The organism is Halomicronema sp. CCY15110 (genome assembly GCF_016888165.1).
Lineage (GTDB): Bacteria > Cyanobacteriota > Cyanobacteriia > Phormidesmidales > Phormidesmidaceae > Halomicronema.
Window position 1 is genome coordinate 1 of record NZ_JACSWC010000207.1, and the last position, 24,568, is coordinate 24,568.

At 54.9% G+C, this 24,568-nt stretch carries 25 protein-coding genes; 15 read left to right on the plus strand and 10 right to left on the minus strand.

All coding sequences use genetic code 11. From position 1 onward, the window contains the following. A partial coding sequence (locus tag JUK32_RS07175; RefSeq protein WP_204138170.1) for a hypothetical protein occupies positions 1-253 on the plus strand: 253 nt, incomplete at its 5' end. 110 nt (positions 254-363) lie between these two features. Here the strand turns inward: JUK32_RS07175 and JUK32_RS07180 are convergent. Beyond that, positions 364-555: a DUF2811 domain-containing protein gene (locus JUK32_RS07180; RefSeq protein ID WP_239112409.1), complete on the minus strand. Its 192-nt coding sequence runs from the start codon at positions 553-555 to the stop codon at positions 364-366. Between the two features lie 1,094 nt (positions 556-1,649). Here JUK32_RS07180 and JUK32_RS07185 point away from each other — a divergent pair. From JUK32_RS07185 to JUK32_RS07195, 3 genes are all read left to right on the plus strand, one after another. Continuing rightward, a complete protein-coding gene (locus JUK32_RS07185) occupies positions 1,650-3,014 on the plus strand; it encodes an FAD-binding oxidoreductase (RefSeq protein ID WP_239112410.1) in 1,365 nt (454 codons plus the stop codon). Positions 3,015-3,157: 143 nt separating this feature from the next. Next, positions 3,158-3,583 (plus strand): hypothetical protein, encoded by a 426-nt coding sequence (locus JUK32_RS07190; protein WP_204138172.1) that lies wholly within the window; start codon positions 3,158-3,160, stop codon positions 3,581-3,583. A 310-nt stretch (positions 3,584-3,893) separates the two neighbouring features. After that, the gene (locus JUK32_RS07195; protein WP_204138173.1) at positions 3,894-4,700 is read left to right on the plus strand and encodes a DsbA family protein; all 807 of its coding nucleotides are present in this window, start codon (positions 3,894-3,896) and stop codon (positions 4,698-4,700) included. Positions 4,701-4,744: 44 nt separating this feature from the next. Here the strand turns inward: JUK32_RS07195 and JUK32_RS07200 are convergent, their stop codons facing one another. Then, positions 4,745-5,518 carry a HEAT repeat domain-containing protein gene (locus JUK32_RS07200; RefSeq protein WP_204138174.1) on the minus strand — a complete coding sequence of 258 codons (774 nt, stop codon included), beginning with the start codon at positions 5,516-5,518 and terminating at the stop codon, positions 4,745-4,747. Positions 5,519-6,033: 515 nt separating this feature from the next. Then, positions 6,034-7,452: an amidase gene (locus JUK32_RS07205; protein ID WP_204138175.1), complete on the minus strand. Its 1,419-nt coding sequence runs from the start codon at positions 7,450-7,452 to the stop codon at positions 6,034-6,036. A 181-nt stretch (positions 7,453-7,633) separates the two neighbouring features. On the opposite strand from JUK32_RS07205, the gene fdxB reads away from it, so the two are divergent. From fdxB to JUK32_RS07230, 5 genes are all read left to right on the plus strand, one after another. Then, complete coding sequence (gene fdxB / locus JUK32_RS07210; RefSeq protein WP_204138176.1) at positions 7,634-7,966, plus strand: ferredoxin III, nif-specific; 333 nt, start codon at positions 7,634-7,636, stop codon at positions 7,964-7,966. Between the two features lie 98 nt (positions 7,967-8,064). Continuing rightward, entirely contained in the window at positions 8,065-8,790 is a 726-nt protein-coding gene (locus JUK32_RS07215) for a hypothetical protein (protein ID WP_204138177.1), read from the plus strand. Beyond that, complete coding sequence (locus tag JUK32_RS07220; protein WP_204138178.1) at positions 8,750-9,412, plus strand: response regulator transcription factor; 663 nt, start codon at positions 8,750-8,752, stop codon at positions 9,410-9,412. The genes JUK32_RS07215 and JUK32_RS07220 overlap by 41 nt, the downstream gene beginning before the upstream one ends. 466 nt (positions 9,413-9,878) lie before the next feature. Beyond that, positions 9,879-10,994 (plus strand): hypothetical protein, encoded by a 1,116-nt coding sequence (locus tag JUK32_RS07225; protein WP_204138179.1) that lies wholly within the window; start codon positions 9,879-9,881, stop codon positions 10,992-10,994. A 485-nt stretch (positions 10,995-11,479) separates the two neighbouring features. Further along, complete coding sequence (locus JUK32_RS07230) at positions 11,480-12,283, plus strand: exosortase-dependent surface protein XDP2 (protein ID WP_239112411.1); 804 nt, start codon at positions 11,480-11,482, stop codon at positions 12,281-12,283. A 182-nt stretch (positions 12,284-12,465) separates the two neighbouring features. Here the strand turns inward: JUK32_RS07230 and JUK32_RS07235 are convergent, their stop codons facing one another. Continuing rightward, positions 12,466-13,857 (minus strand): proton extrusion protein PcxA, encoded by a 1,392-nt coding sequence (locus JUK32_RS07235; RefSeq protein WP_204138180.1) that lies wholly within the window; start codon positions 13,855-13,857, stop codon positions 12,466-12,468. A gap of 470 nt (positions 13,858-14,327) precedes the next feature. On the opposite strand from JUK32_RS07235, the gene JUK32_RS07240 reads away from it, so the two are divergent. Further along, positions 14,328-15,137 carry a serine/threonine-protein kinase gene (locus JUK32_RS07240; RefSeq protein ID WP_204138181.1) on the plus strand — a complete coding sequence of 270 codons (810 nt, stop codon included), beginning with the start codon at positions 14,328-14,330 and terminating at the stop codon, positions 15,135-15,137. Between the two features lie 28 nt (positions 15,138-15,165). Here the strand turns inward: JUK32_RS07240 and JUK32_RS07245 are convergent, their stop codons facing one another. Both JUK32_RS07245 and JUK32_RS07250 read right to left on the minus strand, forming a co-directional pair. Continuing rightward, positions 15,166-15,495 (minus strand): YdhR family protein, encoded by a 330-nt coding sequence (locus tag JUK32_RS07245; RefSeq protein WP_204138182.1) that lies wholly within the window; start codon positions 15,493-15,495, stop codon positions 15,166-15,168. A 143-nt stretch (positions 15,496-15,638) separates the two neighbouring features. Then, positions 15,639-16,916 (minus strand): Zn-dependent hydrolase, encoded by a 1,278-nt coding sequence (locus tag JUK32_RS07250; protein ID WP_204138183.1) that lies wholly within the window; start codon positions 16,914-16,916, stop codon positions 15,639-15,641. Positions 16,917-17,072: 156 nt separating this feature from the next. Here JUK32_RS07250 and JUK32_RS07255 point away from each other — a divergent pair, with 156 nt between their 5' ends. Then, complete coding sequence (locus tag JUK32_RS07255) at positions 17,073-17,774, plus strand: GntR family transcriptional regulator (RefSeq protein ID WP_204138184.1); 702 nt, start codon at positions 17,073-17,075, stop codon at positions 17,772-17,774. Here the strand turns inward: JUK32_RS07255 and JUK32_RS07260 are convergent. Beyond that, positions 17,760-17,972: a hypothetical protein gene (locus JUK32_RS07260; protein WP_204138185.1), complete on the minus strand. Its 213-nt coding sequence runs from the start codon at positions 17,970-17,972 to the stop codon at positions 17,760-17,762. The genes JUK32_RS07255 and JUK32_RS07260 overlap by 15 nt on opposite strands. Positions 17,973-18,078: 106 nt before the next feature. Between JUK32_RS07260 and JUK32_RS07265 the strand changes: the two genes are divergently transcribed. Continuing rightward, on the plus strand, positions 18,079-18,477 hold the full coding sequence (locus JUK32_RS07265; protein WP_204138186.1) for a gamma-glutamylcyclotransferase: 399 nt from the start codon (positions 18,079-18,081) through the stop codon (positions 18,475-18,477). Positions 18,478-18,514: 37 nt separating this feature from the next. Further along, positions 18,515-19,930: a dihydropyrimidinase gene (gene hydA / locus JUK32_RS07270; RefSeq protein WP_204138187.1), complete on the plus strand. Its 1,416-nt coding sequence runs from the start codon at positions 18,515-18,517 to the stop codon at positions 19,928-19,930. A gap of 99 nt (positions 19,931-20,029) precedes the next feature. Here the strand turns inward: hydA and JUK32_RS07275 are convergent, their stop codons facing one another. Both JUK32_RS07275 and JUK32_RS07280 read right to left on the minus strand, forming a co-directional pair. Further along, entirely contained in the window at positions 20,030-21,031 is a 1,002-nt protein-coding gene (locus JUK32_RS07275; protein WP_204138188.1) for a glycosyltransferase, read from the minus strand. 135 nt (positions 21,032-21,166) lie between these two features. Then, positions 21,167-22,072 (minus strand): LysR family transcriptional regulator, encoded by a 906-nt coding sequence (locus JUK32_RS07280; RefSeq protein ID WP_204138189.1) that lies wholly within the window; start codon positions 22,070-22,072, stop codon positions 21,167-21,169. A 337-nt stretch (positions 22,073-22,409) separates the two neighbouring features. Here JUK32_RS07280 and JUK32_RS07285 point away from each other — a divergent pair, with 337 nt between their 5' ends. Beyond that, positions 22,410-22,709 (plus strand): hypothetical protein, encoded by a 300-nt coding sequence (locus tag JUK32_RS07285; protein WP_204138190.1) that lies wholly within the window; start codon positions 22,410-22,412, stop codon positions 22,707-22,709. A 193-nt stretch (positions 22,710-22,902) separates the two neighbouring features. On the opposite strand, the gene JUK32_RS07290 is transcribed toward JUK32_RS07285, so the two are convergent. Beyond that, positions 22,903-23,283 carry an MGMT family protein gene (locus JUK32_RS07290; RefSeq protein ID WP_204138191.1) on the minus strand — a complete coding sequence of 127 codons (381 nt, stop codon included), beginning with the start codon at positions 23,281-23,283 and terminating at the stop codon, positions 22,903-22,905. A gap of 302 nt (positions 23,284-23,585) precedes the next feature. Here JUK32_RS07290 and JUK32_RS07295 point away from each other — a divergent pair, with 302 nt between their 5' ends. Next, a complete protein-coding gene (locus tag JUK32_RS07295) occupies positions 23,586-24,356 on the plus strand; it encodes a pentapeptide repeat-containing protein (protein ID WP_204138192.1) in 771 nt (256 codons plus the stop codon). Positions 24,357-24,568 lie beyond the last annotated feature (212 nt).

The window sequence follows — 24,568 nt, forward strand, 5'->3', positions numbered from 1 at the left end:
GATTCTCCATCTCGATGACCCCATGTTTTCTGGCAGCATCCTACTACAACATGACTTGTGTGTACTTAGTAGCCTTGAGAAGGAGAGGTTAGGTGAGTTTTTTTCCAAACACGCAAAACTCCAGTTTTCAAATTGGACTTGGTTTACACCTATTCGAAAAACGGGTGTTGCCCTCTCGCCAAACCTCGCACCCCAAGGGATAAAAGTCTCACGCGCTGATGGCCCTGTCGCGCAGGCGCTAAAACTCAGCTAAAAATTCCAGTCGTCGATCGCTATCGCATACCCGTGACTTAATTAAATCAGGCGAAAAAATTGGCGAGAGCCATCAGCCTGGGCTGTGACTCCCGCCAGAGTTGAACTGAGCTACGCCGCAAAATCAAACAACGTATCAAGATAGATACGATTGACGCGGCGATCGCAGCTGCCATTCTGCATCAGAAAAAGCGATAACGCGGCGCAGAACGCCCGTTGCTGATTCCAGGCCGGATGAGAATCCAGATAACACTGAAGCGATTCGTGGAGTTCTTCCGGGACTTCCACTAACAAGCTAACCATGGGGCCGCTCATCCATTCCTCCTTTGACACCATAACCAATCGGCAAACACAGAAAAACCGCACCTCCATGAACTCAAACCTCTTTCCCACTCGCTGTACGAGCGGGGGGGTTTAGCCGTTGAGTTCACAGGCGCTACGTCTTCCAGTGGGCATCATTCTGCCTACTCCTCCAGGTCGTGTCAATGTTGAAAAAAACCGGTGGATCTGCATGGGGGGGATCAGGGAAACGAGGGAATCAGGCTTTCATGCAATTGAAGTTAGCGATCCCCATTTTTTCGGATTTTCCCCACCATGTGGAAAGCGATTTCTTCCTAATCCACAGTTTTTCAGAAAGCCCTCAAAACTCGTTATAGCCTGTGGAAAAACCTGTGGAATCTGCCAGGAAAACTGTGAATTAAATGTGGAATCCAAAAAACTTTCAAAAATCCGACAATAAAGTTTTGCAACGCCCAATCGAAAGACTTTGAATTGAATCGTCTCATAGACCTCAAACCTATAGCTGGAGGGGCTTAGAGGCTTTTAAAGAGCTCTGGCGAAAACGCAGCCAGAAAAAGTATCAACGGTGACACTTCGTTGGATTGGTTCGTCTGAACTACTGGAGATTTATCGCCGTCTGGATCCTAGTAAATCCTCAAAACTGGATTGGTCATGATTGATGATGTGGCTGAATTTTGGAGATGACGAAGAGCAGGCAATTCTCCTAAATTCTTTTATGGGTGATCTGAATTTTGGGCTTGAGGCGATCGCTGTGCCGAGGAGGCTGGCTTTGGAAAATAGGCGTTCTATTGCCCCGAAATATAGCTCTGCCAGAGGCCCGTTTCCTGGGGGAAATAATGACGCTCGTATCGCCTCACTGGCACCTGCCCCCGACCGCGGCCCGGCGGACTGGTTGGGAGCTACTGATCGAGACTTCCAGGGCGATCGCGATCATGAGACGACGAGCCTGTCCACTGCCGCTGTCGGCCCCGTCACGGTTGCACATCCCACCTTGTCGCTATGACGGGGCACAACCCTGAGAATTGTGCAAAACTACAGGCAATCCCGTGGCGCTGACGGGACGTTGACCCTAGCTGCACTTCGATCTCAGAACAATCATGACTGCAATGGCTCCCAAGAATGTAGATTGGCATCGCTTTATTGAAACCTTGAGCGGTGTGGAGGTGATTCGCGATCGCGCCCAGGTCGATAAACTGTCCAAAGACTATTACTACTTCAGCCCCATTTTGCAGTCCCAGTTAGCCGACAAAACGGCGGATCTGGTGGTGCGCCCTCGGTCAGAAGCGGAGGTGTTGACCGTTGCTAAAGCCTGTGTGGCGGAGCGGATTCCCCTGACGGTGCGCGGGGCCGGAACGGGCAATTACGGCCAGTGCATTCCCCTAGAGGGGGGCGTCATTCTCGACCTGAGCCGCCTGAATGCCGTGAAGTGGGTCAAACCGGGAATGGCCTGCGTGGAAGCCGGGGCGAAGCTGGCGGCGATCGACAAGGTGACTCAGCCTCAAGGTTGGGAAATTCGCATGTATCCCTCAACGTATCGCACCGCCACCATTGGGGGCTTCATCGGCGGTGGCAGCGGTGGCATTGGCTCCATCATGTACGGGCAACTGCGCGATCGCGGCAATCTGAATGCTGTACGCGTGGTCACCTTGGAGGATGAACCTCGCGTGCTGGAGCTGCGCGGCGACGATGTGCAGCAGGTGAACCACGCCTACGGCACCAACGGCATTATTACTGAGTTGGAAATTCCTCTGGGGCCGGTGTATCCCTGGGCCGAAGTGATTGTCACGTTCGATGATTTCATGACGGCGGCGCGGTTTGGGCAAGCGTTGGGCGACACTGACGGCCTGATTAAGAAGCTGATTAGCATTCATGCCGCGCCGATTCCCAGCTATTTCGCTGGATTGAAAGCTCATCTTCCCGAGGGGTGCCACGCGGCGCTACTGATGGTGGCGGAACCCTCGATGGAGCTGTTTCAGGAATTGGTGAAGGAATTTGGCGGCACCGTCACGTATCACAAGCCAGCGGAGGAAACGGGCAAAAAGACCCTGCTGGCCGAATTCACCTGGAATCACACGACCCTGCACGCTCGCAATGTGGATCCGTCCCTCACCTATCTGCAAACCCTCTTTCCCTACGACCCCCAGCTGAAGCTAGTGCAGCACATGCAGGAGCACTTTGGCGATGAAGTGATGATGCACCTGGAATATTTTCGGGTGGGGGGTGCCGTGATTCCCGCCGCGTTGCAACTGGTGCGCTTTTCGACGCCAGAACGGTTGCAGGAAATTATTGACTACCACGAGGCCAACGGCGCTCTGATTGCCAACCCTCACACCTACATACTGGAAGATGGCGGCATGAAGACCATCAATCCAGTGCAGGTGAATTTCAAGGCGCAGGTTGATCCTTATGGGTTGTTGAATCCGGGCAAGATGCGCGGCTGGTTGGAGCGGGTAGCTGGGTGAGTGGGTGAGTGGGTGAATGGGTGAGTGGGTGAGTGGGTGAGTAGGTGAGTGGGTGAGTGGTGGAATATTACGGTCTGTGGGCGATCGCCCTGACAACCGCTGGGCAGTCGCTTACACTCGAAACAATACCTATGAACTAGGGTTTGGCAGCCCTGACTCAGCGGAGCACTCAGTCAATGGATGGTCGGCATCTAAATTTACGGTTGGGATTGGGCATCGGCGTTGCGATCGCCCTTCTCCTCCTCATTTGGCTGATCAAATTGTTACTGCCTTGGCTGTTGCTGTTGTCGGGGTTGGCGGCATGGGGCTATGGCTGGCATCGCCACCAACAGTTTCAACAACGCTTATATCGGTGCTTCTATTGCTGTTTAGAGCAGAACCGAGGAAAAGTGAGTGCGCTAGATTTTGCGATCGCCGCTCACATTACTGGGCCACAAGCCAGGACTTTTTTGGATGCCCGCGCCCGAGACTTTTTTGCGGACTTTGAGCCGACAGATTACGGCGACGTGGTCTACACCTTTCGCACCCAGTCACCGATCACCATGCCGAGCCAGTCGCTGCTGGGCTAGCTCGCTGGTCTGTGGTCTGTTGTTGGCCGGGATGGGGCTCGCTCGGTGCCGACGAGTGCGGTCACCCCGCTCAAGGCTTGGGCGATCGCGCTACAGTATTGACGCTTTGCCCACAGCAATGGCTGGTTAGCCGCAGCGATCGCCCCGTTAACCATTAGGCAAGTCGGTAGGCACAATGATTTCACCGACGGGTTTCGACTCCGCTCAACCCTCAACTTCTGACCTGCCAAGCAATATCGCTGATTGAGCGGAGTCAAAATCAACCATCCGGTTATCGTTTAATTAAGCCCAGCTACTTACCAGGAAAGTTATGAGTGATTCTTCGCCTTCGCCAACTGAAACTAACCCCGAGTCAACGCCCGAAACGTCCTCCAAGTCTCCCCGGCCGACGGCAAAAAATTGGCCGCTATGGTTGGGCATAGGCTTTTTTGGCCTGATCAGCGTGGCGTTATTGGTCTCGCTCGGTAGCTTGATGCGCACCGAGGGCGATGCCTCCCTGGTGGCCGGTGCGCCAGATCCTGCGGGTGCCGAGGCTAACCCGCAGGACGATTTGCGGGCGCATCAAGCCCTGGTGAGTGAAGTGGTGGCCGACCTCGGTCGGGACGTATTGATTGGCGATTCCCCCACGAAGGGCAACCCCGATGCCGAAGTTGTGATGTTGGAATTTTCGGATTTTCAATGTCCTTACTGCGCTCAGGCCTCAGAGCAAGTGGCAGCCTTTATGGAGGCGCATGAGGATGAGGTGCTCTTGGTGTTTAAGCATTTTCCCCTCACCAGCATTCACCCCGAAGCGATTCCCTCAGCGTTGGCGACTTGGGCCGCCGACCAACAGGGCCAGTTTTGGGAGTTTCATCAGGCCCTGTTTGCCAATCAGGCAGAGCTCGGTGAGGACTTGTATGTGCAGATTGCCACCGACCTGGGGTTGGATTTAGAGCAGTTCAACCGCGATCGCGACAGTGAGGAGGCCAAGGCTGCCCTGGCCCGCGATTTAGCCCTTGTACAGGAATTACAACTGCGTAGCACCCCAACGTTCATCATGGATAACCTCCTGATTCCTGGTGCGGTACCCAGCGAATTTTTTGCGGAAGCACTGACTCGACTACAAGCGGCTCAGTAGTCAGTTTCGCCAGAATGACATCCCAGGGCGGCCCTTGAGTGGCGTTACTGGTTTTTCGGCAGGCGACGCTTTTTCGACGGTTGCGATCGCGCTGAGCGGCCCTTGGTCGGGCTGATCAGGGCGTTGGCGGCGGCCACCACTGCTGGGTCGGTATCTTTCAACGCTCGTCGCAGCCAGGGCAAGCGCTTAGCCGGATTCACCGACGCTAAAGCTTGGATGGCCGCTAGCCGCACCGTGGCGTCGGCATCGCGGGTCAATCGACCCAGGACGGGTAACCAGCGGGCTTGGGCTTGCACTCCCGCCTGGGGCAAAATTTGGGCGATCGCGATCGCGACCTGATGGCGGGTGGCGGCCTCCGGGGCATAACTAGCGGCTAACAAGGCATTGGGGTCGGTGATGCACGGCGCATCCGGGGTCGTCGCTGGCGAGCTGGCGGCCGATTCCTTGTCCTCTGGAACCGCCGGACTCTGCATCACTGCCTGCGGCATCGGGCTTGGCGCAGTCGCCGTGACCGGGGTTTCTGCCTGGCGGGGCGAGGTCGCTAAAGGTGCGGTGGGCTTTGGGGCCGGAAGCGGGGCCGACTGGGCCGGGGGCCGATTGACCGCTGGGGGTGGGGCGACGGCTGGGGCCGCGTAGTCTTGGCGCAGTTGCTCGGTAGCTTCTCGGAGGCGGCGTTCGTGCTCTGATTCCGAGAGGTCGAGCTGGCGCTGTAAATCTTGCACCATCGCCGCCTGACGAACGGCTTGTTTGGACGTGAGGAAATACGTGATCGTCCCCCCTGCCAATAAGCCGACAATCAAGCCAATCACAAATCCCATGTTGCTAACCTCCCAACATGCCCAGCAAAGCGTTTCAGAGGCTTAGTTTACCGCGAAGGGCGAGCCGCAGACAGTCAGTATAGGGATGCCCAACCAGGCGTAAGGGCGCGATCGCCCCGCGTTTCATGCCAATATCAATTCCCTAAAGTGGGACGACAAAAACCGGATCTTCAAAGCCCCTCTCCCAAGCTTGGGAGCTAATCCTATAGGGGTTTCTAAAAACCTTATGGTACTTAGCTTTCGGCTACCACGATAGTGGTAGCGCTGGCCATTGCCGATTGACTTAAGTACTGCGGAGACTGGTCGGGTAGGCTTCTAGCCTGCCTCCATAACCCGCATCTTCAAAGGCCTCAGGGCGTTAAGGACGGCCAGGATGGCCATCCAACCAGAGCTCACCGAGGCCGCGATATTAGCAGTGCATTGTAAAACCCCTACAGGATTAGCCTTGGGATAGGGGTTTGGGGTGAGGGCAAGGGCCTGGTTCTCGGTCAGCCATCGGGCATCCTTCAGCCGAGTTAACCACCATTAGGGAGGGCCGGTCGATCGCGGTTTTGGAAAAACGTCTGTTCTAACTGGGCAGCGATCGCCAGCACCGTATCATCCGCTGCTGGCCTGCCAATGAGCTGCACCCCAATAGGTAGGCCCGAGGAGGTAAACCCGGTGGGGATGGCGATCGCGGGCTGCCCACTGGCATTAAAGGGCGGGCAGGGGGCAATCCAATTAATAATGTTGTCGAGAATTTGCTGACAGCGCAGAGACTGCCACTCGCCGATGCGGATGGCGGGCCGCATGTACACCGGCGCGAGCAGAATGTCATAGTCTTGCAGTTGCGCGACGATTTTGCGCGACACCACCTGGAGCTTGGTCACTGCCCGCAGGTATTTGCCGCTGCGAATTTGACAGGCCCGCCACCATAGCCAGCGGTTCATTTTTTCCATCACAAAGAAGGGCACATTCGCCTCAGCAAGCACACACTGCCAGGCGATGGTGAAGGGTTCAATCAATTCGGATAAATCTGGCGGTGTCACCGGCTCGAGATGATGGCCCAGCGATTCTAAATGATGCGCCGTGTCAAGCACCGCCTGTTTGCAGTCGGCATCCGCGTCACCAATGGGTCTGACTCCCGTAATCACGCCGATTTTTAGCGCTGGCGGATCGATCTGTGTCGCCGTGAGAAAACTCGTCTCCGGTGGCGGCAACCAATACGGATCGCCTGTCACATAGCCCGCCATCACATCTAAAAAAGCTGCCGTGTCGGCTACCGTACGCCCCAGTGGCCCATTCGTCGCTAAGCCGTGCAACCGCTCACCCACCGGGGCAAAACTCACGCGCCCCCGTGACGGCTTCATGCCTACCAGGCCACAGCAAAAAGCCGGGCCGCGTAGAGACCCCCCCCCGTCCGACCCTTGCGCGATCGCGCACAACCCCGCGGCCAAGGCCGAGGCTCCACCACCGGTAGAACCGCCCGCAGTGTAGTCGAGATGCCAGGGATTGCGCGTCGGCAAAAAGCCCGGTGGTTCGGTATAAGGCAGGGAACCGAGTTGCGACGTGGCTGTTTTGCCCAAAATGACGAAGCCGGCATCCCGCAACCGAGGAATCAACCCATCATCTTTTTCGGCGATGCGGTTTTTGGCAGCGGCAATGCCGTAAGAGCAGGGCACCCCCGAGATCGGGTTCAAATCTTTGACCGACAGCGGCACCCCAAAAAACGGGGGCAGATCAGCTGGATCACTGGTCGCTAGCTGCTCGGTCTTATCGGTGGCGTCGGCGATCGCCGCTTCCCCCATCACTGTGAAATAGCTGCCCAAAATTGGATTCAACCGCTCAATCCGCTCTAAATAGAGTGCCGTCAGTTCCAGCGGGGAGATCGCTTTGTGGCGCACGAGACGAGCTTGCTCCAACGCTGGGGTAAACGCAAGATCTGTTTTTTCCATAAACTCAATCGGAACCTGCGTAAGTAAGCATATCGTGGATGTTTTCGGCCTTGTCTAGTCTCACAGACAGTATGGCTATGTGGGCCTGACGGCGGCACCTCTGGAGTCCCAGAAGAAATTGCCGAAAAAATCTGTGACGAAATTGGCGAAGACAACTGGCCTGAACAGAGGCGCACATACCATGACGTTTGTAACCGGACTGACCTTTGGGGGCGACGCTTGGACTCCCCAGTTTTTGTCAGAAATCATTAAGGACAAGTGTCTTGGCTGGGGCCGCTGCTTCCAAGCTTGTGGCCGGGGTGTCATGGCTCTCATCGTCCTCAACGAAGACGGTGAGAGTATTGATGAAGATGAAAACGACGATGAAGGGGCACGCAAAGTAATGGTCGTCATGAATGCGGCCAAGTGCATTGGTTGTCAGGCGGGCGATCGCGGCGATGGTGACACGGCCCTGACACTGATGGTGAACATCTCGCCCGCGATCGCAATCCGTCGTTCTCTTGCAGAGCATTGATTACCCCATGCCGCGCCCGCTAACTTTGCCAAAAAGTGCCAGTTTCCGCGCTAAATCAGGCGTTACTGTATGAAGAGCATTGAGGGAGATCGAATAGATTGGCGATCGCGATCACAGACACAACGGCACTCTTGCGGTGGTGGCATCAGCATCAAGCCCAGGTGATGCGCCGAGAAACCGACTTTTTGCGCAACGGTATCTTGCAGGAAATCATTGCCATTCGGCGACGGCTAGAGGTGACCTGTCCCCTCGGCCACAATGCTGAGCTATCGACCTGTGAGCCTCACCTAGCCGACTTGAGTCGCCTTTACAGCCTGCTCGAAAATTTTTGCGATCGCCTGCAATCCCCCTTTTCCTTAGACTCGCTACCGTTGGCTTTGCAGCACACGGTGCAGCCCTGGCAAGCGCGACTGCATTTGCAAGCCCACTTGCCGACCACTTGGCCGCCCGAACCGTTAGAACTTACCCAGCTATTAGTGTTGTGGCTCAAAGCGCTGCTGCCCGTGCTAGCTGAAACGCTCCCCTATCCTGTCGCCACCGCTTTGCGCTTGAACGAAACTGACAACCTCAAAACTTTGACCTTTACCGTCGATTATGAAGCGGCGATCGCGCCCACCATGCGGCAGTCTATAGAGCAGACAGTGCAGCCGTTCCTCGAGACCTTTTGCCTCTTTACTGAGGCAGCCTGTGACGTGGTGTTTCAGGCCAACCAGTTTTCCTTAAAATTAGGGTGGCAGCCCACCGCTGCCGTCGCATCTAACCACCTTCACGCTAGCGCCGCCCATGCCCCCCCCCACAGCCGCCCTCAAACTCCTAGTTGTTGACGATCATGAAGCCGTCTTAGGGGGCACCGTCATGGCGTTAGAAAAAACCTATCCCGACGCCACCATTCGGACGGCGGGAACGGCCCAGGCGGCTTTAGAAGATCTAGGCTACGGCTTGCCCGATCTGGTCATGACCGATCTCTCGATTCCTAAAGCGCCAGGAGCCCCATCGGAAATTGATACGGGTATTCAGCTGCTGCGATCGCTGCTGGCTGACTATCCCGAATTGAATATCGTGGTACAGAGTGCCCATGTGCGATCGCTGGTGCGTCTCAAACCCGCGATCGATGCCCACCAGGGGGGCTTCACCATTGCGGATAAAAATCTGCCCATGCAGGAAATGTTGACCAAAGTAGACTGGGCGCTGAAGGGCCTCATCTACACCCCCCGCGACATGCGCACCGGCATTGAGGTTAAACCCGAATGGCTGGAAGTATTGCGACTCGCCTTTCAGGAAGGATTGCAGGATAAGGCGATCGCCGAAGAAATCAACGTCGCCGAGCGCACCGTCCGCCACTACTGGACGAAGGTGCAGGATGCCCTGGAGGTCTACCCCGAAGCGGGCAAAAACATCCGCATCCAAACCGAAATCCGCGCTCGCGAAGAAGGCCTGATCGACTAGGTGTGGGATGTTCCAACTGGATAGGTTTTCGCTGATGCGCGCTGAGCCATCCAGTGACTTGAACACACAACTTGATCCGTGATTGCCTCTAACGATTTCGCGCTGCCAACTTCAGCAAACTGCGTATGGGATGACCATAGGCATCGCCAGCCTGTCCGCAGCAGTAGCACACTGGCCCCAACAGTAAGACGTGGGCGATTTTGAGGGGCATGACCCAGTTCGTCAACGGCTGAACATTGCACCAACGGGCTGGCGGCAGTCAAAAATCGGCCCATTTGTAGTCTTTGAAATGTGAGTCGATGCCGCTCAACCCCTGAACAAAAGCACCAATGCTAGCAGCCAAGGGAGCGCGATCGCCGCATCATCGCCCGGCTTTGTGAAGGTTTCCCACAGTCCTAGCAAAATTCGCTAAGCTCCATTACTGAGCACGCGCCCGATTGGTTGTTCTAAAGTGAGATCGAGGGTTATGCTACCAAACCTGTTGAACGTATTATTAGAGCCGCTTACGACCGCAGAAAGCGTGCCAAATCAAGCCTTTTTCGACACCAGTATTTTCGAGTTGCTCGTGGCATCCAGCTCCGCCACCGAGCCTTTTGGGCAAAATGGCATCGATACGCTGACCAATGCCACTGGCGAGCTGACCATCACCGCCGGAGTTCTCGACGGGATGCTGACCCCGGCAGCCGATGAAAGTTTGCCGATCGCATTCGATACTCCAGCCGCACTGGCAGCAGTCGGCGACTGGCTGGCTGATGCCAGTGGCAATGTGTCTCTGGTCGACGGCATTGTGAATGCGACCCTGGACACGGGAGATACCTTGTACGAGGTGACGGCATTTGACTTGGCAACGTTCGCGGCTAATGGCCTCAGCTTCTTAGTATCCGAAGTGGATGCGGATTTCCCCATCGTAGATGGCACGGTGCTCATCAGTGAGGACACCCCGTGGGGCATGGTCGAGGGCGCGATCGCTTTTGGCAATGGAGTTTTGGACTTAGCGGTTGAGTCGCCCGCTGGCGCATTTGATCTAGCCGTACCGTTCAGCCCCGATGCGCAATTTCCGTTTGCTGTCCCCACCCCGTTTGGCACGGTTGATGCCAATGTCAATTTCTTTACCGGCAATATTGAGATCCCCTTCCTACCGGGCTTTGATATCGAAGTTCCCTTAAATACCCTCAACGGTGACCTCACGCTGAGTGACGGTGACGCCGCCCTGACGTTTGATACTGTACTCGGCTCATTCACCGCCGCAGTCGCACTTGACGAACTGGTGAGCGATGCAGCGGTTGACTTTCTGACGGGTGTCACGCTGGATGCACAACTGCTGGCGGGACAATTGGATGTCTTGACAACCTCGGGGACAGAAGCGATCGCCACCTCCTTTGATTTGATTGATCTGAACAACCAAGCGATTGAACTCGTGGAGCAACTCGATGGGGAGTTCACGTTGGGCGCAGGCATACTCACGGGTACCGCCTCATTGGGCGCTGAGGTAATTGCGATCGAACAATCGGTGGCAGGGCTCACAGACCTGTTAGAGCTACCCCTGAGTCAGGTGTTCTCAAGCCTACCAGCGCTGCTGTAAAGCCGCCTTTAACACTGAGGGCATTACGGAACGAAGATTTACTGACATCCCCTGCTAGTCTTTGGTTAGCCTTGCAGGGGATGTTTCAGGGGCGAGGCTGCTGGAGACAATCATTCTGCAGCCAACGGCAAAGTCGCCGATCCCTATGCAGGAAAGCATGACAGCCCTCTATCCTTGAAGCCACACCCAGCGATCAGCGCCGTATTATCTCGATCACACCTCAAAGTTGTTCCAGATCACGCAACCTCGTTTAGTCAGCTTTACGTACCAGTTACCTATATAAACGTATTACATTTACCGACTCATCATTAAAGCTCACGTAAATCTCTCCGTAAAAAGATGCACCTTGCGATTCAATGTAATTACATAGGGGTATGCGCAGTGACTGACCTATTGGCAAGGTGCGCTGCAAAGCAAATTAAGTATCTACCTACATACATTTTTCTTAACTCACTAAGAATCAAGCAAAAACTCAAGGAGACACGATGAAAAAGAACTTAATGGCTCTCGGCGTCGCCACCACCTGCGTGATGATGTCTGCCACCGGTGCCCAGGCGTTTAACTTCACAACCCAAGCTTCTAACTTTGATCCAATTTCTACCGCTAATCCAAAAGAGGATATCTTCCTCAAGTCAATCACAGTTGGCAATAAAGTAATCGAGGATTTTGTGTTTGTCACCAGTGCCACTATTAATCAGAATGATCCTCGCGATCTAAATGCTGCCGATAACACCAATAATTCTGGTGCTGCTAGTTCTGACTTAGGTGATAATGCAACTGTTGGAGTTAAGGCTGAAGACCCCAATGCAACCAACGTCGTACAGTCTTTAGGAAATAATAATCTCAACAGCATCATTGATACTGAAGATAAAGGTTCCTTCGAGATTACGTTAGAATTTGGAAAGGCTATAAATAACTTCCTATTCTGGGAGCGAGGTGGAAACAGCAAGCTTGGCGTAAGAGTCGGCGATAAAGAAGTGATTCTAGATAGTGGGAATCCATTCATGGTTGGCAGCAAAACCAACGAAACTTTTACGGATGCTGCTTTTGATATCGATACTACTGAGATCGGTTCTAAGCAATCAGTATTCAGCTATGGCCTCTCTCTAGCGGATTTAGGTTTAGGTAGAGCAAAAACCATTACTGTTTTCAGTAATGGTTCCAGCTTTAACGGCCCTGACTTCAAGGTGGTTGGTGCTCAGGTTCCTGAACCGGCGACTATGTTGGGTCTGGGTCTGGTTGCGGGTGCTGGCTTCTTGGCTAGCCGTCGCAAGCAAGCTGAGGCATAGCATCTAGCGTCTCCTGCCCGGAGAAAAAAGCATGGTTTCTACCTGAATATGACTAAAATCAGCAGCTAGCTCTTAAGGAGTTAGCTGTTTTTTTACATTCCGTCCGGCCTGGGGAGATTGGAGCATCACAAAATACGAAAGGCCAATTGAGGATGACGCCCAGGTAAAGTGATCGGGCGGCGCTATTCGTTCATGTTTTTGTAGGTAGCAACGGCGGAGGGTGAGATGCGGTTGAGATAGCGAAAAATCCAGTATTTAAAGACCGTGTCTAAAATCACCGGGAAGGTGGCAATGAAGAGAAAGATGAACTCGCGATTAGCCGGGAATCCGAGGTGGCGCGACAGACCTTCGAGCAAGACTTCCCAACCGTGGGGTGAGTGGAAGCCAACGAACATGTCAGTAAACAGAATGATGATGAACGCCTTGGCACTGTCGCTGAGGCCGTAGACAATTTCATCCATAAAGCTTTTGAGGGTGAGGATGCCGCTTTTTTGATTCATCAGAAGCAACACAAAAGCCCCCACCGCCAGCATGTCAGAAAACACGTTTTTCACGGAGTCGGCGCTGCGGCGACGATAGGCTTCTTCGATTTCAGTGGCTTTTTCGACGACTCGCTCCTCGATCTCGGCTTCGCGAATCGGTTCGACTTTGCCAATCAAGACTTCAAACCGCAGGCGTTCTTCATACTGCTGGAGTTCATGCAGGGCTTCTTCCTCCATCTCCACATTCAAAAAGATGCCTGCTTCTTGTTGGGCACGGGTGTAGTCAACGATGGGGCCAACGACATAGTTTTTGGCAAACTGCTGGGTCAATAACGGCACGATGATGAGCAGCAGCAAAAACTTCAACGCGATGGTAGTTCGTCCGCGAGAGGAGCGAAATTCTTTGACGACTTGCTCTTCGGCGTTGGGGTCAAGGTCTTGGCGAATGCGGTCAACCGTGCGCAGAATTGAGCGGGGCAGGACGTTGGCGCTACCAGACAGACCGGCGGATTTTGTCTGCCCGTTTTGGTTAGCGTTGGCGGTGTTAACGGAGGTCTGGCTGAGGGGGGCGATCGCGCCATTCACGCTGCCGTTTTGAGATTTTGCCTGTAGCAGAGTGGCTGACTTGGTGGGGCGAGGACGGGCCGTGGCGGATTCTGGCACCATGACGACGGTGGGCGGGGGATTGGCCTCGGTGCGGCTATAGCGCGATCGCACCTCGTCCACAAACTGTAGCTTGCGAAAGAAGAGCGCCGGTTTATCGATCACATTTAAGGTGAGGTTGGCCTCGTCGCGATCGCTGACTTGAACCTCCATAATCTTCGGATCAGACACCCGTACGACCGCACTGCTGGCGCGAAACTCAGTCATCCGGAGCTCGATCAGATTGAGATACTTTTTCAACTCTCCCTGAAAGTAAGCCATCGAGCTTTTGCCGTAGTTGCCGTAGGCAGAGGCGATCGGGTTCCCATTGAAATGCTCGTTTTCAATCGCTTCGATCATCTTGGCAGCTTCGTAGGCTTGATCAAGGGCACGCTCGGGTGTCTTAAAAAACCACTGCCGCGCCTTCTGAAGCAGGGAAGGAATAGCCATCAGGAGTTACCGGTGATTACGTATGTCGGGTGAAGCAGTCAAGTGGGCGATGACAGATGGCTTGACCCACGATGGAGTCGCTAACTAGCCAAGGGAACAACATCAGGAAGGATGGTCAGCCGTCAAGCTGATGCCCCCAAAAACGTCAGAGCTATTGTAAGACAAAGCGATTGAGGGGAGCAGTGGCCAGCATTTCAATTCCCACTCAACGCTGAGCGACACAGCCTAGAGAAGTTTCTACTATACCCATGAGTTCTGGAGATTGGAGGGTGCCGCGATCGCGACCAATCTGGATTTTGGGCGGGCTGATCTGACTATTCACAACCGTTACTGTCAGCCTGATTGAAAACACTACGGTTTTCGACATTCTGCCTTCATTCAGGGGTTCCTGTGTTACAAACGAGGGACACAGGTTCCAGAAACAACGGGGCATTTGCCTAATCGTCGCGAGTAGTACCAAGGGGATTTGGATGGGCGGACAAATACTAGGCGATCGCTACCAGGTAGAGCGCCAACTGGGCAAAAAAGCCGGGCGATGGACGCTCAAAGCACAAGACATCCAAACTGCTAGTCCCGTCATTTTGAAAATCCTGTTTCTAGACGACGGCTTGGACGCGACCGATCTTCGCTTATTTAAGCGCGAAGTGGATACCTTAAAGTTACTCAAGCATGAAGCGACTCCGCGCTATTTAGGCTATTTTGAAATGGCTATGCCCACGAATGACCAGGCCATGGTGCTGGTGCAGTCTTATGTCGATGGGGTCTCGCTACAAACCTATCTAGGCCAGTCGCGCACCTTTGGTGAAGTGGAGGTGCGCGAGATTGCCCGCCAAACCCTCGAAATTTTAGATACTCTGCACAGCCATGAACCCCCCATCATTCATCGCGATATTCGCCCCAGTAATTTACTTTTGCAACCCGGTTTACCCGTGGCGACAGCGCGGGTCTGCCTGGTCGATTTTGGCACGGTCAAAGCGCTGTCTGCCAGCACAACAGCCATCACGATGATCGGCACCGATGGCTATTTGCCGCCTGAGCAGTCGGCGGGGCGGGTGTTAGCAACCTCTGATCTCTACAGTCTGGGGGCAACCCTGGCCGAAGCACTGACGGGACAATCACCGCTAAAGATGCGTACCAAAGGACTCCGCATCCACTTTGAAGACTTTGTGGACGCCACGCCAGACTTTGTCGCCTGGCTCAAACAACTGCTCTCCCCCAGTTTGGAAAATCGTTGGCAGTCTGCCCAAGACGCCCTGGTAGCCCTCAATCAACTGGCTTAGGGTTGGCGCTTGAGTTTCTGTGTCCAGCTCAGCCACGAGCGATCGGGAAGTCCAAGGGACCCCGGGTAACGGCCGATAAAGACTTGTTCACCTCGAATAATTGGGCGGAGAAATCAGTCACTCCAGCCAGCGATCGCATCGCGGCAACCACTGGTCCTTGCAAGTACGCCGTAGCACTGGCTTCATCGGCAAAGAGATAAATCCCGCCATAAATGGCTTCGGATGGGTTAGCGATCCACACCTTCCAGACTAAGCCGGGCCAAACTGCAATTTGATGCGCTCGTTCCCAGGCGGCTTTTTGGGCTGGTTCCGATCGCCCGTTCGGATTCCGGAAGGTGATTTGCAAAATTTTGCTCATGGCTGACGGCCCCGATTATCTTTTCCCAGGGGACGGTTCCCTGGGGGTTACTCCCTAACTATTCGCTGGTCGTCTCAAGGGAACCGTCCCCTCAGTGGCCTGCGATGTGTATAGATGAGACGCGCTATCGGCAACAGCATCCGTCAGGAATGCGCCACGGCTCTAGTCGCTTTGGGGGAACGATAGTGCTGGTCAAGTTGAATGAGGGTCTGGAGTAAAACATTCGCGCCGTTAGCGCAATCTTCAGGGCTGGTGTACTCCGACTCCGAGTGGCTAATGCCGCCTGCGCTGGGCACAAAAATCATGCCCATGTCGGTGACCCGAGAGATTTCCTGTGCATCATGGCTAGCCCGGCTGGGCAGGTGACAATAGCTCAGGTTCAGGTCTTCGCACACCTGGGCGATCGCGTGCTGGATGTGGGAATTGGCGGGAGCGGGTTCGTTGTCGAGCCGTTGGGCCAGCGAAATACTCGTGCCAGTCTCAGCGGCAATTTTGTCGATCGCTTGCTGGATTTCGGTAAGTAGTTGATCGAGGCGATCGCTGGACAAATCGCGCAAATCCAAACTCATCTCGACTCGGCCAGGAATGCTGTTCGGCACATTGGGGTGCAGATCCATGCGGCCTACCGTCGCCACCTGATCGCCCGGCTGATTACCCACTTGGTTAATCGCTAAAACAATCTGGGAAGCGGCCACCAAAGCATCCTGACGCATAGGCATGGGGGTGGTGCCCGCATGGCTTGACTGACCTTCCACGGTAATCCAGTAGCGGCGCTGACCGACGATACCCGTCACGACGCCGATTTGTTTCTGTTCTGCCGCCAGCACCGGGCCTTGTTCCACATGCAGTTCTACAAAGGCGGCGATGGACTCCGGGGTGCGGCGGGCATGTGCAATGATGTCCCAGTCACCGCCCACTCGTTCGAGACAGTCTTGAATGGAGTCGCCATCGCGACTGCGATATAGCTCGGGATCGGGGAGGAGACGACCCGCGATCGCTTTGCAGCCCACCATCGTCCGCTCTTCGTCGGCGAACACAATCACCTCAAGCGGATGATCGAGCCGTCGTCCTTGCTCAGACAGGGTCTTGACCGCTTCAATGCCCGCCAGCACCCCATAGGTCCCGTCGTAGTGTCCGGCATTGGGCACCGTGTCAATGTGAGAGCCGGTGACCAGCGGCGGGGCATCCTGGGACCGACCAGCATAGCGGCCAATCATGTTGCCAGCCTCGTCAATGGTGACCGTCATCCCGGCTTCCACCATCCAGCGGCGCACCAGCGATCGCGCATGGCAGTCGTCGGGGCTAAAGGCGAGACGCTGTACGCCACCATTGGGTAATTTTCCCAGCTGGGCCAGTTGGCGAATCATGGCGGTGAGGCGATCGCCATTAACCGCGAGGGTAGAAGCTACTTGGTAAACCATGCACAAACCTCTTTGCAGGAATCCTGCTGTTAACTGTTCATTAAAGAACTTCATGTCTTGAAGCGTATACTGTATACAATAGACCCTCTGTAAAATGATTTACAACCTGTGAACACCCTGAACTGATTTCTACTTCGCTTAAGGACGCTGACCCCGGTGACATTATCAAATCCGCTGCCGCGCCGCGCTTCTTTGCATGAGCAGACCTATCAGACCCTACGCACCAGTATTTTGTCGGGAGAGTTGGCTCCTGGCGATCGCCTGGTAGAGACCCAGTTGGCGACTCAATTAGAGGTCAGCCGTACCCCCATTCGCGAGGCGCTGCGCCAGCTTCAGCGAGAGGGACTGGTGGCGGTGGACACCAGCGGCGGCCTGCGGGTGATTTCGGTCTCAGTGAGCGATGCGGTGCATTTATACGACTGCCGCATTGCGCTGGAACAAGCGGCGGTGCGCGAAGCCTGTCTGCACGCCAGCGATCGCACCCTCGATGACCTGCAACAATCCATTGCGCAGTCCGAGCGGGCCGTGCAGCGCGCCGCCTCGACCCTCAACACCTTTGAAATGCTGAATTTGGACTATCAGTTTCACCGCAAGATTGCCGAGAGCACGGGCAATCCCTGGTTGACCGATTTGCTGGATCAAGTCTTCGACAAAATGATGTTGCTGCGGGTGCAAACGACCCGCCACAATCCCCGCGTGTTGGACATTTGCCGTGAGCATCGACAAATTTGCGAAACCATTGCCACGCGAGATGCCGCCACCGCAATCGCCGCTATTGAGTCTCACTTAAACGCCAGCAAAGTGCGGGTAGTGACGGCTTTAGAAGCTTTACAACCCTCCTCTTCAACGGATGTTTAGGTTGGTTGCAATCAGTATCGTTTTGCCGCCTTGTCGGTTTGAGAGACGACGCCCGCGTTCAATTGATGGGGGACGACTGTCGCCAGCAGAGCGATCTAAATAAAGCTCAATATCTGGCGAGACCGGCAAGATCTGGCAAAATATCAAAGCTTTGAAGTTGCGGGCTTCAACGGCAACCGAGGTGAGGCTGGCTTCCATTAGCCCCGGCTACCTTCAGTCGTCCTGAAGGATGCCCCCTTACCAATATCGGCGGCCATCGCTGATAGAGCTGACTCACTTTTCCCGATTTCCAGAGGTAGAAAGAATGACAACGGCTGAAACGAAACTCGTCTTTATTTGTGGCTCGGCGCTGCGCGGCCAGCCCGACCACGGCAACTTGCAGGGGGCTGATTTTGTGAAAGCGGCCCAAACCGCGCCCAAATACCGCCTGCACGCAGTCAAAGATGGTTGGCACCCCGGCATTTATGAAACAGATGCTGACGGAATTTCCATTCCAGGTGAACTTTATCAACTGTCTGTGGAGCAATATAACCATCTTGTGTCGACTGAGCCCCCCAATATGTATCCTGCTGAGGTGTCCTTGCAGGACGGGGGAACGGCGATCGCCATGCTTTATCCCAAAGCACTGATCGATGAGCATGGCTGGCCCGATATTTCCGATATCGGGGGCTGGGCGGCGTACAAAGCGCAACCGCAAGCCTAAATTTCCCCGAACTGCGCAATCAGTTTGGAGCATCCCGATGGGCAAAGTGCTAATTAAAGGCGGGCGCATCGTCACCGCTGTGGACGACTACGTAGCCGATATTTTGGTCGATCAAGGCCGGATCGAAGCGATCGCCCGCGAAATTCCGGCGGCGGATGTGCCCACCTACGATGCCACCGGGTTAATGGTGTTTCCTGGTGGCATTGATGTCCATGTCCATATGGAAACGCCCATGGGCAACGACATTTACACCTGCGACACCTTTGAAACGGGCACCAAGTCGGCAGCGTTTGGCGGCACCACCACGATTGTTGACTTTGCCCAGCAGTTCCATGGGGAAAGCCCGAAGGCCGCGCTCGATCGCCGCCTCGCCGCCGCCGAACCCCAGTGCCATATCGACTACGGCTTTCACGTCATCCTCACCGACGTGAATTCAGAATCTCTGGCCGAACTGCCCGACCTGATTAATCAAGATGGGGTTTCCAGCTTCAAACTCTACATGGCCTATCCCGGCGTACTGATGGTGGATGACGCCGACATCTACCGCACCATGCGGAAGGTGGGCACCCACGGCGGCATGGTCAATCTACATGCTGAAAATGGCGTCGTCATTCAAGCCCTGATCGAAGAGGCGCTAGAACAGGGCAACACTTCGCCGAAATATCACATGCTCACCCGCCCTCAACTGATGGAAGGGGAAGCCACCCATCGCGTGATTCGCATTGCTGAGTTGGCGGAAGTGCCCGTCTACATCGTTCACCTGTCGGCAGAGGAAGCCCTGGAAGCGGTGGTCGAAGCCCGCGATCGCGGCATCCATGCCTTTGCCGAAACCTGTCCCCACTACCTGTTTTTGACGAACGAAGAATACGATCGCCCCGGCTTTGATGCGGCCAAGTTTGTGATGACCCCGCCCCTACGGGATCACAAGTGCCAACATGCCCTATGGCGCGGGCTCAAGTTTGATGATCTGCAACTGGTCGCGACGGATCATTGCCCCTTCTGCTTTAACGAAAATCGCTTTGGTCTGCTCAAATCCAAGCAGCTGGGCAAAGACGACTTTTCCAAAATTCCCAACGGCGCGCCAGGGGTCGAGTTTCGCTTGCCATTGCTGTACGACGGCGGTGTCCACGGGGGCCGCATTACCCTCAATCGCTTTGTGCAACTGACCTCCACCGCACCCGCCAAAATGTTCGGGATGTTTCCGCAGAAGGGGGCGATCGCCGTGGGCAGCGATGCCGACCTCGTGCTCTTTGATCCGAACGAGCGCCACACCCTCAGCGCCGCCACCCACCATTCCAACGTGGACTATTCCCTGTTTGAGGGCCGCGAGGTGCAGGGCAAGGTGAAACAGGTCTTCCTGCGCGGCGAGTTGATCGTCGATGGTGACGAGTGGCACGGTCACGCGGGCATGGGGCAATACATTAAGCGATCGGCCTCGGGGCGCATTTTGTAACCGACAATCTCCAGGGGACTCCCCAGGGGACGGTTCCCTCGGTCTCAAGACGACGTAATCGGAATGGCCGACCGGGAACCGTCCCCTTCAGCAAGCCGCTCATTTGCGCCCCGCCCGAAGTTTTTGACTCACCTTCTGCCAAAAGCGCTGCCATCGCAGTTTCCAGATGCGCTGGGGCGAAAGCTGGGGCACATCAGCCGAATGCTGCTCCACATGGTCAAAAAAGTGGTTGACCGCGGTCAAGATTTGCCGCAGCCGCAGGATAATTTTATCTTCGCGATAGGGATCAAAAAAGTCATCAGTGACCGGATGCGCCAATGGAGGACGGAGGGCGGCCAAAATCCGCTCCACATCATAGGCAGTGGAATAGGTACCGATCGCCTCACAGTTAAACCCCGGATCAAGATAGTCGGCCAGCGCCCCATTCACGCTGGAAAACACCTGACACCCGCAGGCCAGGGCCTCCATCGGCGGCAGGCCAAAGCCCTCGGTGACTTTGTATTGCGCCCAATATTCTGCCGTGTCGTAAAGGTAAACTTTGCTGCGGTTAAACAGACCCGCCAGGTCGTCCACAAACTGATCCAGCAACACTACATTGCAGTGAGCCTGCAAGGCGGGCACCAGTTGCTTCAACAAATACTCTGACGACTTGCGCACCTGCACCAGCACGTCGATATCGCGGGGCTGGCCGCGATCGCTAAATTCCGGCGAAATTTGATTCGGCAACCAAAAAATGGGTGAACTCGGACAGAGCTGCCCCCAATAGCCCATCGTGTTGCGGCTCACTGTGAAAATCGGCACCTGACTCGGCACGCGAAAGCCATAGCCCGCGCTGTGGGCGTGATACACCACCGCTCTGCCCAGCAACCGCTTGACCAGTTGGGAAACGTGAAACCCCCAGCTCACCACAAAAATGACATGGCGCGTGTCCTGTTGCAGCACATCGTCGAGAAACAGGGTGTTGGGTTCCCGTTGTTGATAGGTCACCACGGCCACGTCACAGACTTGTCGCGCCAACTCCACAGTTTTCAGTTCCGCAAACAGCCCCCCGCAGGCAAACTTGCCATCTGTGCCCGGCAGCAAAAAGTAGAGCGATCGCACTGGTCGTTCCCTCGTGACGTTATCCGTGGATTTTACGGCAATTCAGCATGCCAAGCATGACCCACCAACCGCCACTCAAGCAGCCAATTACCCAGCCGCGCTGCCACCCTGCTACCCCACCGCCCTCACACCGCTTCACCCCACTTGAGCCGGAGCAAATGCGCCAATCCCTTGCAAGGCGTCTAGAAATGCGTAAACCGCCGGACTATGTAGGGCATCTTTTAACAGCGTGGCCCCCACTGGACGAGAGAGTGGAAACGGTAAACGGCAAACACCGACCCCATCGGGAACCGGTTTAGCCGCCAATTCTGTCATCAGGGCAATGCCCAACCCCTGTTGCACCATGCCCGCCATCGAAGAATCGTGGCGAATGCGGTAAGTCACCTCCAAGTCTTTGTCGAACTCACGGAGGCGATCGCGAATCCGCACCGAGCAACTATCGTGGCTCGAAGAAATCAACGGATATTTATAGAGATCTTCCATCGCCAGTTGCGCATCTCGCAAACCGTATTGGGGCGGCATCAGCGCGATGTATTCATCATCCAGAATGTGAATGGTTTCAAACCCTTCGCCCAAGAGCATTTCGGCCACACACACATCCGCTTGGCCCTGGCTCAGCGCTTGCTTCAGCTGGTACAGCTCATCCACTTCCAAAATCGAGATTTGAATCGCAGGATAAACCTGGTGGAGCCGAGCGATCGCCTCTGGCAATACATGGGTAGCAATGCTGCGAAACGTGGCAATGCGCACTGTGCCCCCATCCACCCCGCGTTCATGTACCGCCGCGCTTGCGATATTTTCCAGCAAGGTTTGAATTTGGCGGGCATCTTGCACCATGCGCTCGCCCACTGGGGTCAGTTGTGCGCCATGCCGTCCCCGGTGAAACACCACCACGCCCAGCTCATTTTCCAGCGTGGCGATCGCGTGGCTCACTGTGGACTGAGTCACCTCTAGCCGGAGTGCCGCCTCACTAAAGTTGCCGGCCTCAGCCACCGTCAACAAAGCTCTGATTTGCGACAGCTTTAGCTTCCAAGGATTCATAGGTGTATTCAACCAATATCCGTAACCCAACCCTATCTCAATCGTTGATGCCTCAAGTATCAATTTTCTGCATACATGACATGCATATTATGCGTGGGTCTTTTCTGTCGCTTTCGCTACATTGAGGTCAAAGCAGATGATTAATCGCCACTCATCGAGGGCGGCTGTCAGATTGGTGCTACGGAAGTTACGTCAACCAGCGGCCAAGGTTTTAACCGCCGCGAACTGACTGAACCCTCTCCTTTCGTCCGGTCTTGTCAGCCCAACCCAAGGGCTTGACCCGCAGGTCATCTGTTTTGCACACCCCATCGCATTCCAGCATTTAAGAGGCACCGTTATGCATAGCTATACTGACAACTCCACCCAATTTCACTCCCGCAGTCATGGGCTAGGCGCACTGATTGGTCGCCCGCGCTATGAGACGGCCTACCACCCCAGACAGCTCGGTCGATTGCTTAGCCGCACCAGCCAGGGCTTGGTTCATTGGCTAACCACCGGTTCCATGCCTCGCGTTTCCAAAGAAATGAAGGGCGACACCGAATTTTGGAGAGTTTATGACCCCGTCTCACACTCCACCCGCTACTTTGATCACGAAGATGCCCTGCGCGTGTGGATGGAAGCCCGCTACTACCAGTAATGGAATGGCCAAATCGGCATCAATCCAACACGAAAGTGAAGCGGCAGACTAATTCAACGGCACCTTGCAAAAGTACAGCCCATAGAAAGGAGACCCGCTTCTCAACCTAGGGGAATGGCGATACCGCTGTTCCCCTATTGTCGTTGGTCAGCACCTCTTTCCAGTAAGACTGAGTCGATGAGCGACTAACGGATTAATCACGAGTGCTGGCATCATCCAGCGATTGCTGAACACGGGCGATCGCGGTTTCTAGCGCCGTTGCATCAGCTATCCAGCGATAACGTTCCAAGTTCAGCTTGCCGGCGGCATCAAACTCAATCCCTTCATCTTCCAGCAGCGATTGTTGCAAATAGTCGGTGCCGTTGCGGTGGGGCGATCGCGACACTTCGCCCTTCGCATTGATGACCCGATGCCAGGGAATCTCGTCGGCTGCCGTCACGCGATACAGAGCGTAGCCTACTACTCGGGGCTTCCCAATCAACCCGGCCAGTTCCGCCACCTGACCATAGGTCGCCACCTGACCGTAGGGAATTTGGCGCACTACGGCATAGATCAAGTCATAGGTGTTAGCCACGCGGCACCTCAAACATCAGTAATTCCACGTAATTTCCAGCGGGAATTTACACGTCGCTTAATAGTTGATTAAGTTCTGGCGAACGCGATCGCGGATTCGTCGAAGCCTCTAAGCAATCCCGTATGTTGAGACTAATGCATCTTCACTACGGCAGGCGGCCATCGCCGCAACTTGAGTCATTCGGACAATCAAATTCACCTGCGCCATCTTGGATTTCAGCGTTGCACACCCCTTCAATGCGGGGGCGCGATCGCCGCCGGCCACTATTCCAACCCAGCTCACGTTACTCCTAGTGAAGGCCAATGACGAACCATACTCTCCTCAACTTATTGAACGCTTTTGCCCAGGGGCAAACCGCCTTTGACAACGTGCTGATCAAAAATGCTAACTTGCAGGCCCAGCTACTCCCATTCATCAGTCTGCGCAAAGCCTGTATGCCTGGGGCGGACTTTCGTCATGCGGTCTTGCCAGGGGCCAACTTCGAGGGGGCGATTTTTAACGGCAGTAATTTTGAACATGCCAACCTGCTGGCCGCTAATTTAACTTGGGCCAATCTTGCTCAGGCCAACCTGGGGCATACGCTTTTATCCGTTGCCAACCTAGTAGGCGTTAACCTGGCGAATGCCAACTTGAGTGGGGCCTCGCTGTCAGGGGCTGATCTCACCTCAGCTAATCTAAGAAACGCTAATCTCTCTGGAGTCAACCTGAAAGGAACGAATTTGAGTAAAGCCAACCTCTTCGGAGCACGGATTGATGCCAAAGCATTATCTGAGGCCATTTTGGAATTTACGGTAATGCCGAATGGCGAATGCGTTACCCACTCTCAGCGATCGCGTCCGACCGTGCCTAATTTGGCCAATGTCATAAGCTACACTCGCCTCGCGACAGCGCTGGAACCCCATCGCGGCATGCGACCGGAGAGCGCCGCCCCATCGGCTTCACAGTCGAACGCTACAATCACCGCTGCCTTACTAGACGAAACGACTGCCGCCGCGATCGCTGCCGACCGAGCGGACACTCAGCATACCTGGCCTGGTTCACTCAAAAACATGTCGATTAAGACCTCACAGTAGCGATCGCTCAAAAGGCATCAGGAAACCACAGGGCATTCAGGCAATCTAAGATTCGTAAAATTGTCCAGCCGCAACTTTGCCTGACCGGATGATCATTGACGAACTTCATGATCATCATCAAAAAGTCCATCGATAGTGTCATCCACAGTCAAAGTTGCCTGCGTTACAGTATGTAACAAGTGGTTGAGTTAAGCTCAACGTTAAGCATTAGG

Bases quoted from the DNA above. Each gene is read 5' to 3' on its own strand.
- JUK32_RS07180 (WP_239112409.1), bottom strand. From the start codon at position 555: ATGGTTAGCTTGTTAGTGGAAGTCCCGGAAGAACTCCACGAATCGCTT.
- JUK32_RS07185 (WP_239112410.1), top strand. From the start codon at position 1,650: ATGACTGCAATGGCTCCCAAGAATGTAGATTGGCATCGCTTTATTGAA.
- JUK32_RS07195 (WP_204138173.1), top strand. From the start codon at position 3,894: ATGAGTGATTCTTCGCCTTCGCCAACTGAAACTAACCCCGAGTCAACG.
- JUK32_RS07200 (WP_204138174.1), bottom strand. From the start codon at position 5,518: ATGGGATTTGTGATTGGCTTGATTGTCGGCTTATTGGCAGGGGGGACG.
- JUK32_RS07205 (WP_204138175.1), bottom strand. From the start codon at position 7,452: ATGGAAAAAACAGATCTTGCGTTTACCCCAGCGTTGGAGCAAGCTCGT.
- fdxB (WP_204138176.1), top strand. From the start codon at position 7,634: ATGACGTTTGTAACCGGACTGACCTTTGGGGGCGACGCTTGGACTCCC.
- JUK32_RS07220 (WP_204138178.1), top strand. From the start codon at position 8,750: ATGCCCCCCCCCACAGCCGCCCTCAAACTCCTAGTTGTTGACGATCAT.
- JUK32_RS07225 (WP_204138179.1), top strand. From the start codon at position 9,879: ATGCTACCAAACCTGTTGAACGTATTATTAGAGCCGCTTACGACCGCA.
- JUK32_RS07230 (WP_239112411.1), top strand. From the start codon at position 11,480: ATGAAAAAGAACTTAATGGCTCTCGGCGTCGCCACCACCTGCGTGATG.
- JUK32_RS07235 (WP_204138180.1), bottom strand. From the start codon at position 13,857: ATGGCTATTCCTTCCCTGCTTCAGAAGGCGCGGCAGTGGTTTTTTAAG.
- JUK32_RS07240 (WP_204138181.1), top strand. From the start codon at position 14,328: ATGGGCGGACAAATACTAGGCGATCGCTACCAGGTAGAGCGCCAACTG.
- JUK32_RS07245 (WP_204138182.1), bottom strand. From the start codon at position 15,495: ATGAGCAAAATTTTGCAAATCACCTTCCGGAATCCGAACGGGCGATCG.
- JUK32_RS07250 (WP_204138183.1), bottom strand. From the start codon at position 16,916: ATGGTTTACCAAGTAGCTTCTACCCTCGCGGTTAATGGCGATCGCCTC.
- JUK32_RS07260 (WP_204138185.1), bottom strand. From the start codon at position 17,972: ATGGAAGCCAGCCTCACCTCGGTTGCCGTTGAAGCCCGCAACTTCAAA.
- JUK32_RS07265 (WP_204138186.1), top strand. From the start codon at position 18,079: ATGACAACGGCTGAAACGAAACTCGTCTTTATTTGTGGCTCGGCGCTG.
- hydA (WP_204138187.1), top strand. From the start codon at position 18,515: ATGGGCAAAGTGCTAATTAAAGGCGGGCGCATCGTCACCGCTGTGGAC.
- JUK32_RS07280 (WP_204138189.1), bottom strand. From the start codon at position 22,072: ATGAATCCTTGGAAGCTAAAGCTGTCGCAAATCAGAGCTTTGTTGACG.
- JUK32_RS07285 (WP_204138190.1), top strand. From the start codon at position 22,410: ATGCATAGCTATACTGACAACTCCACCCAATTTCACTCCCGCAGTCAT.
- JUK32_RS07295 (WP_204138192.1), top strand. From the start codon at position 23,586: ATGACGAACCATACTCTCCTCAACTTATTGAACGCTTTTGCCCAGGGG.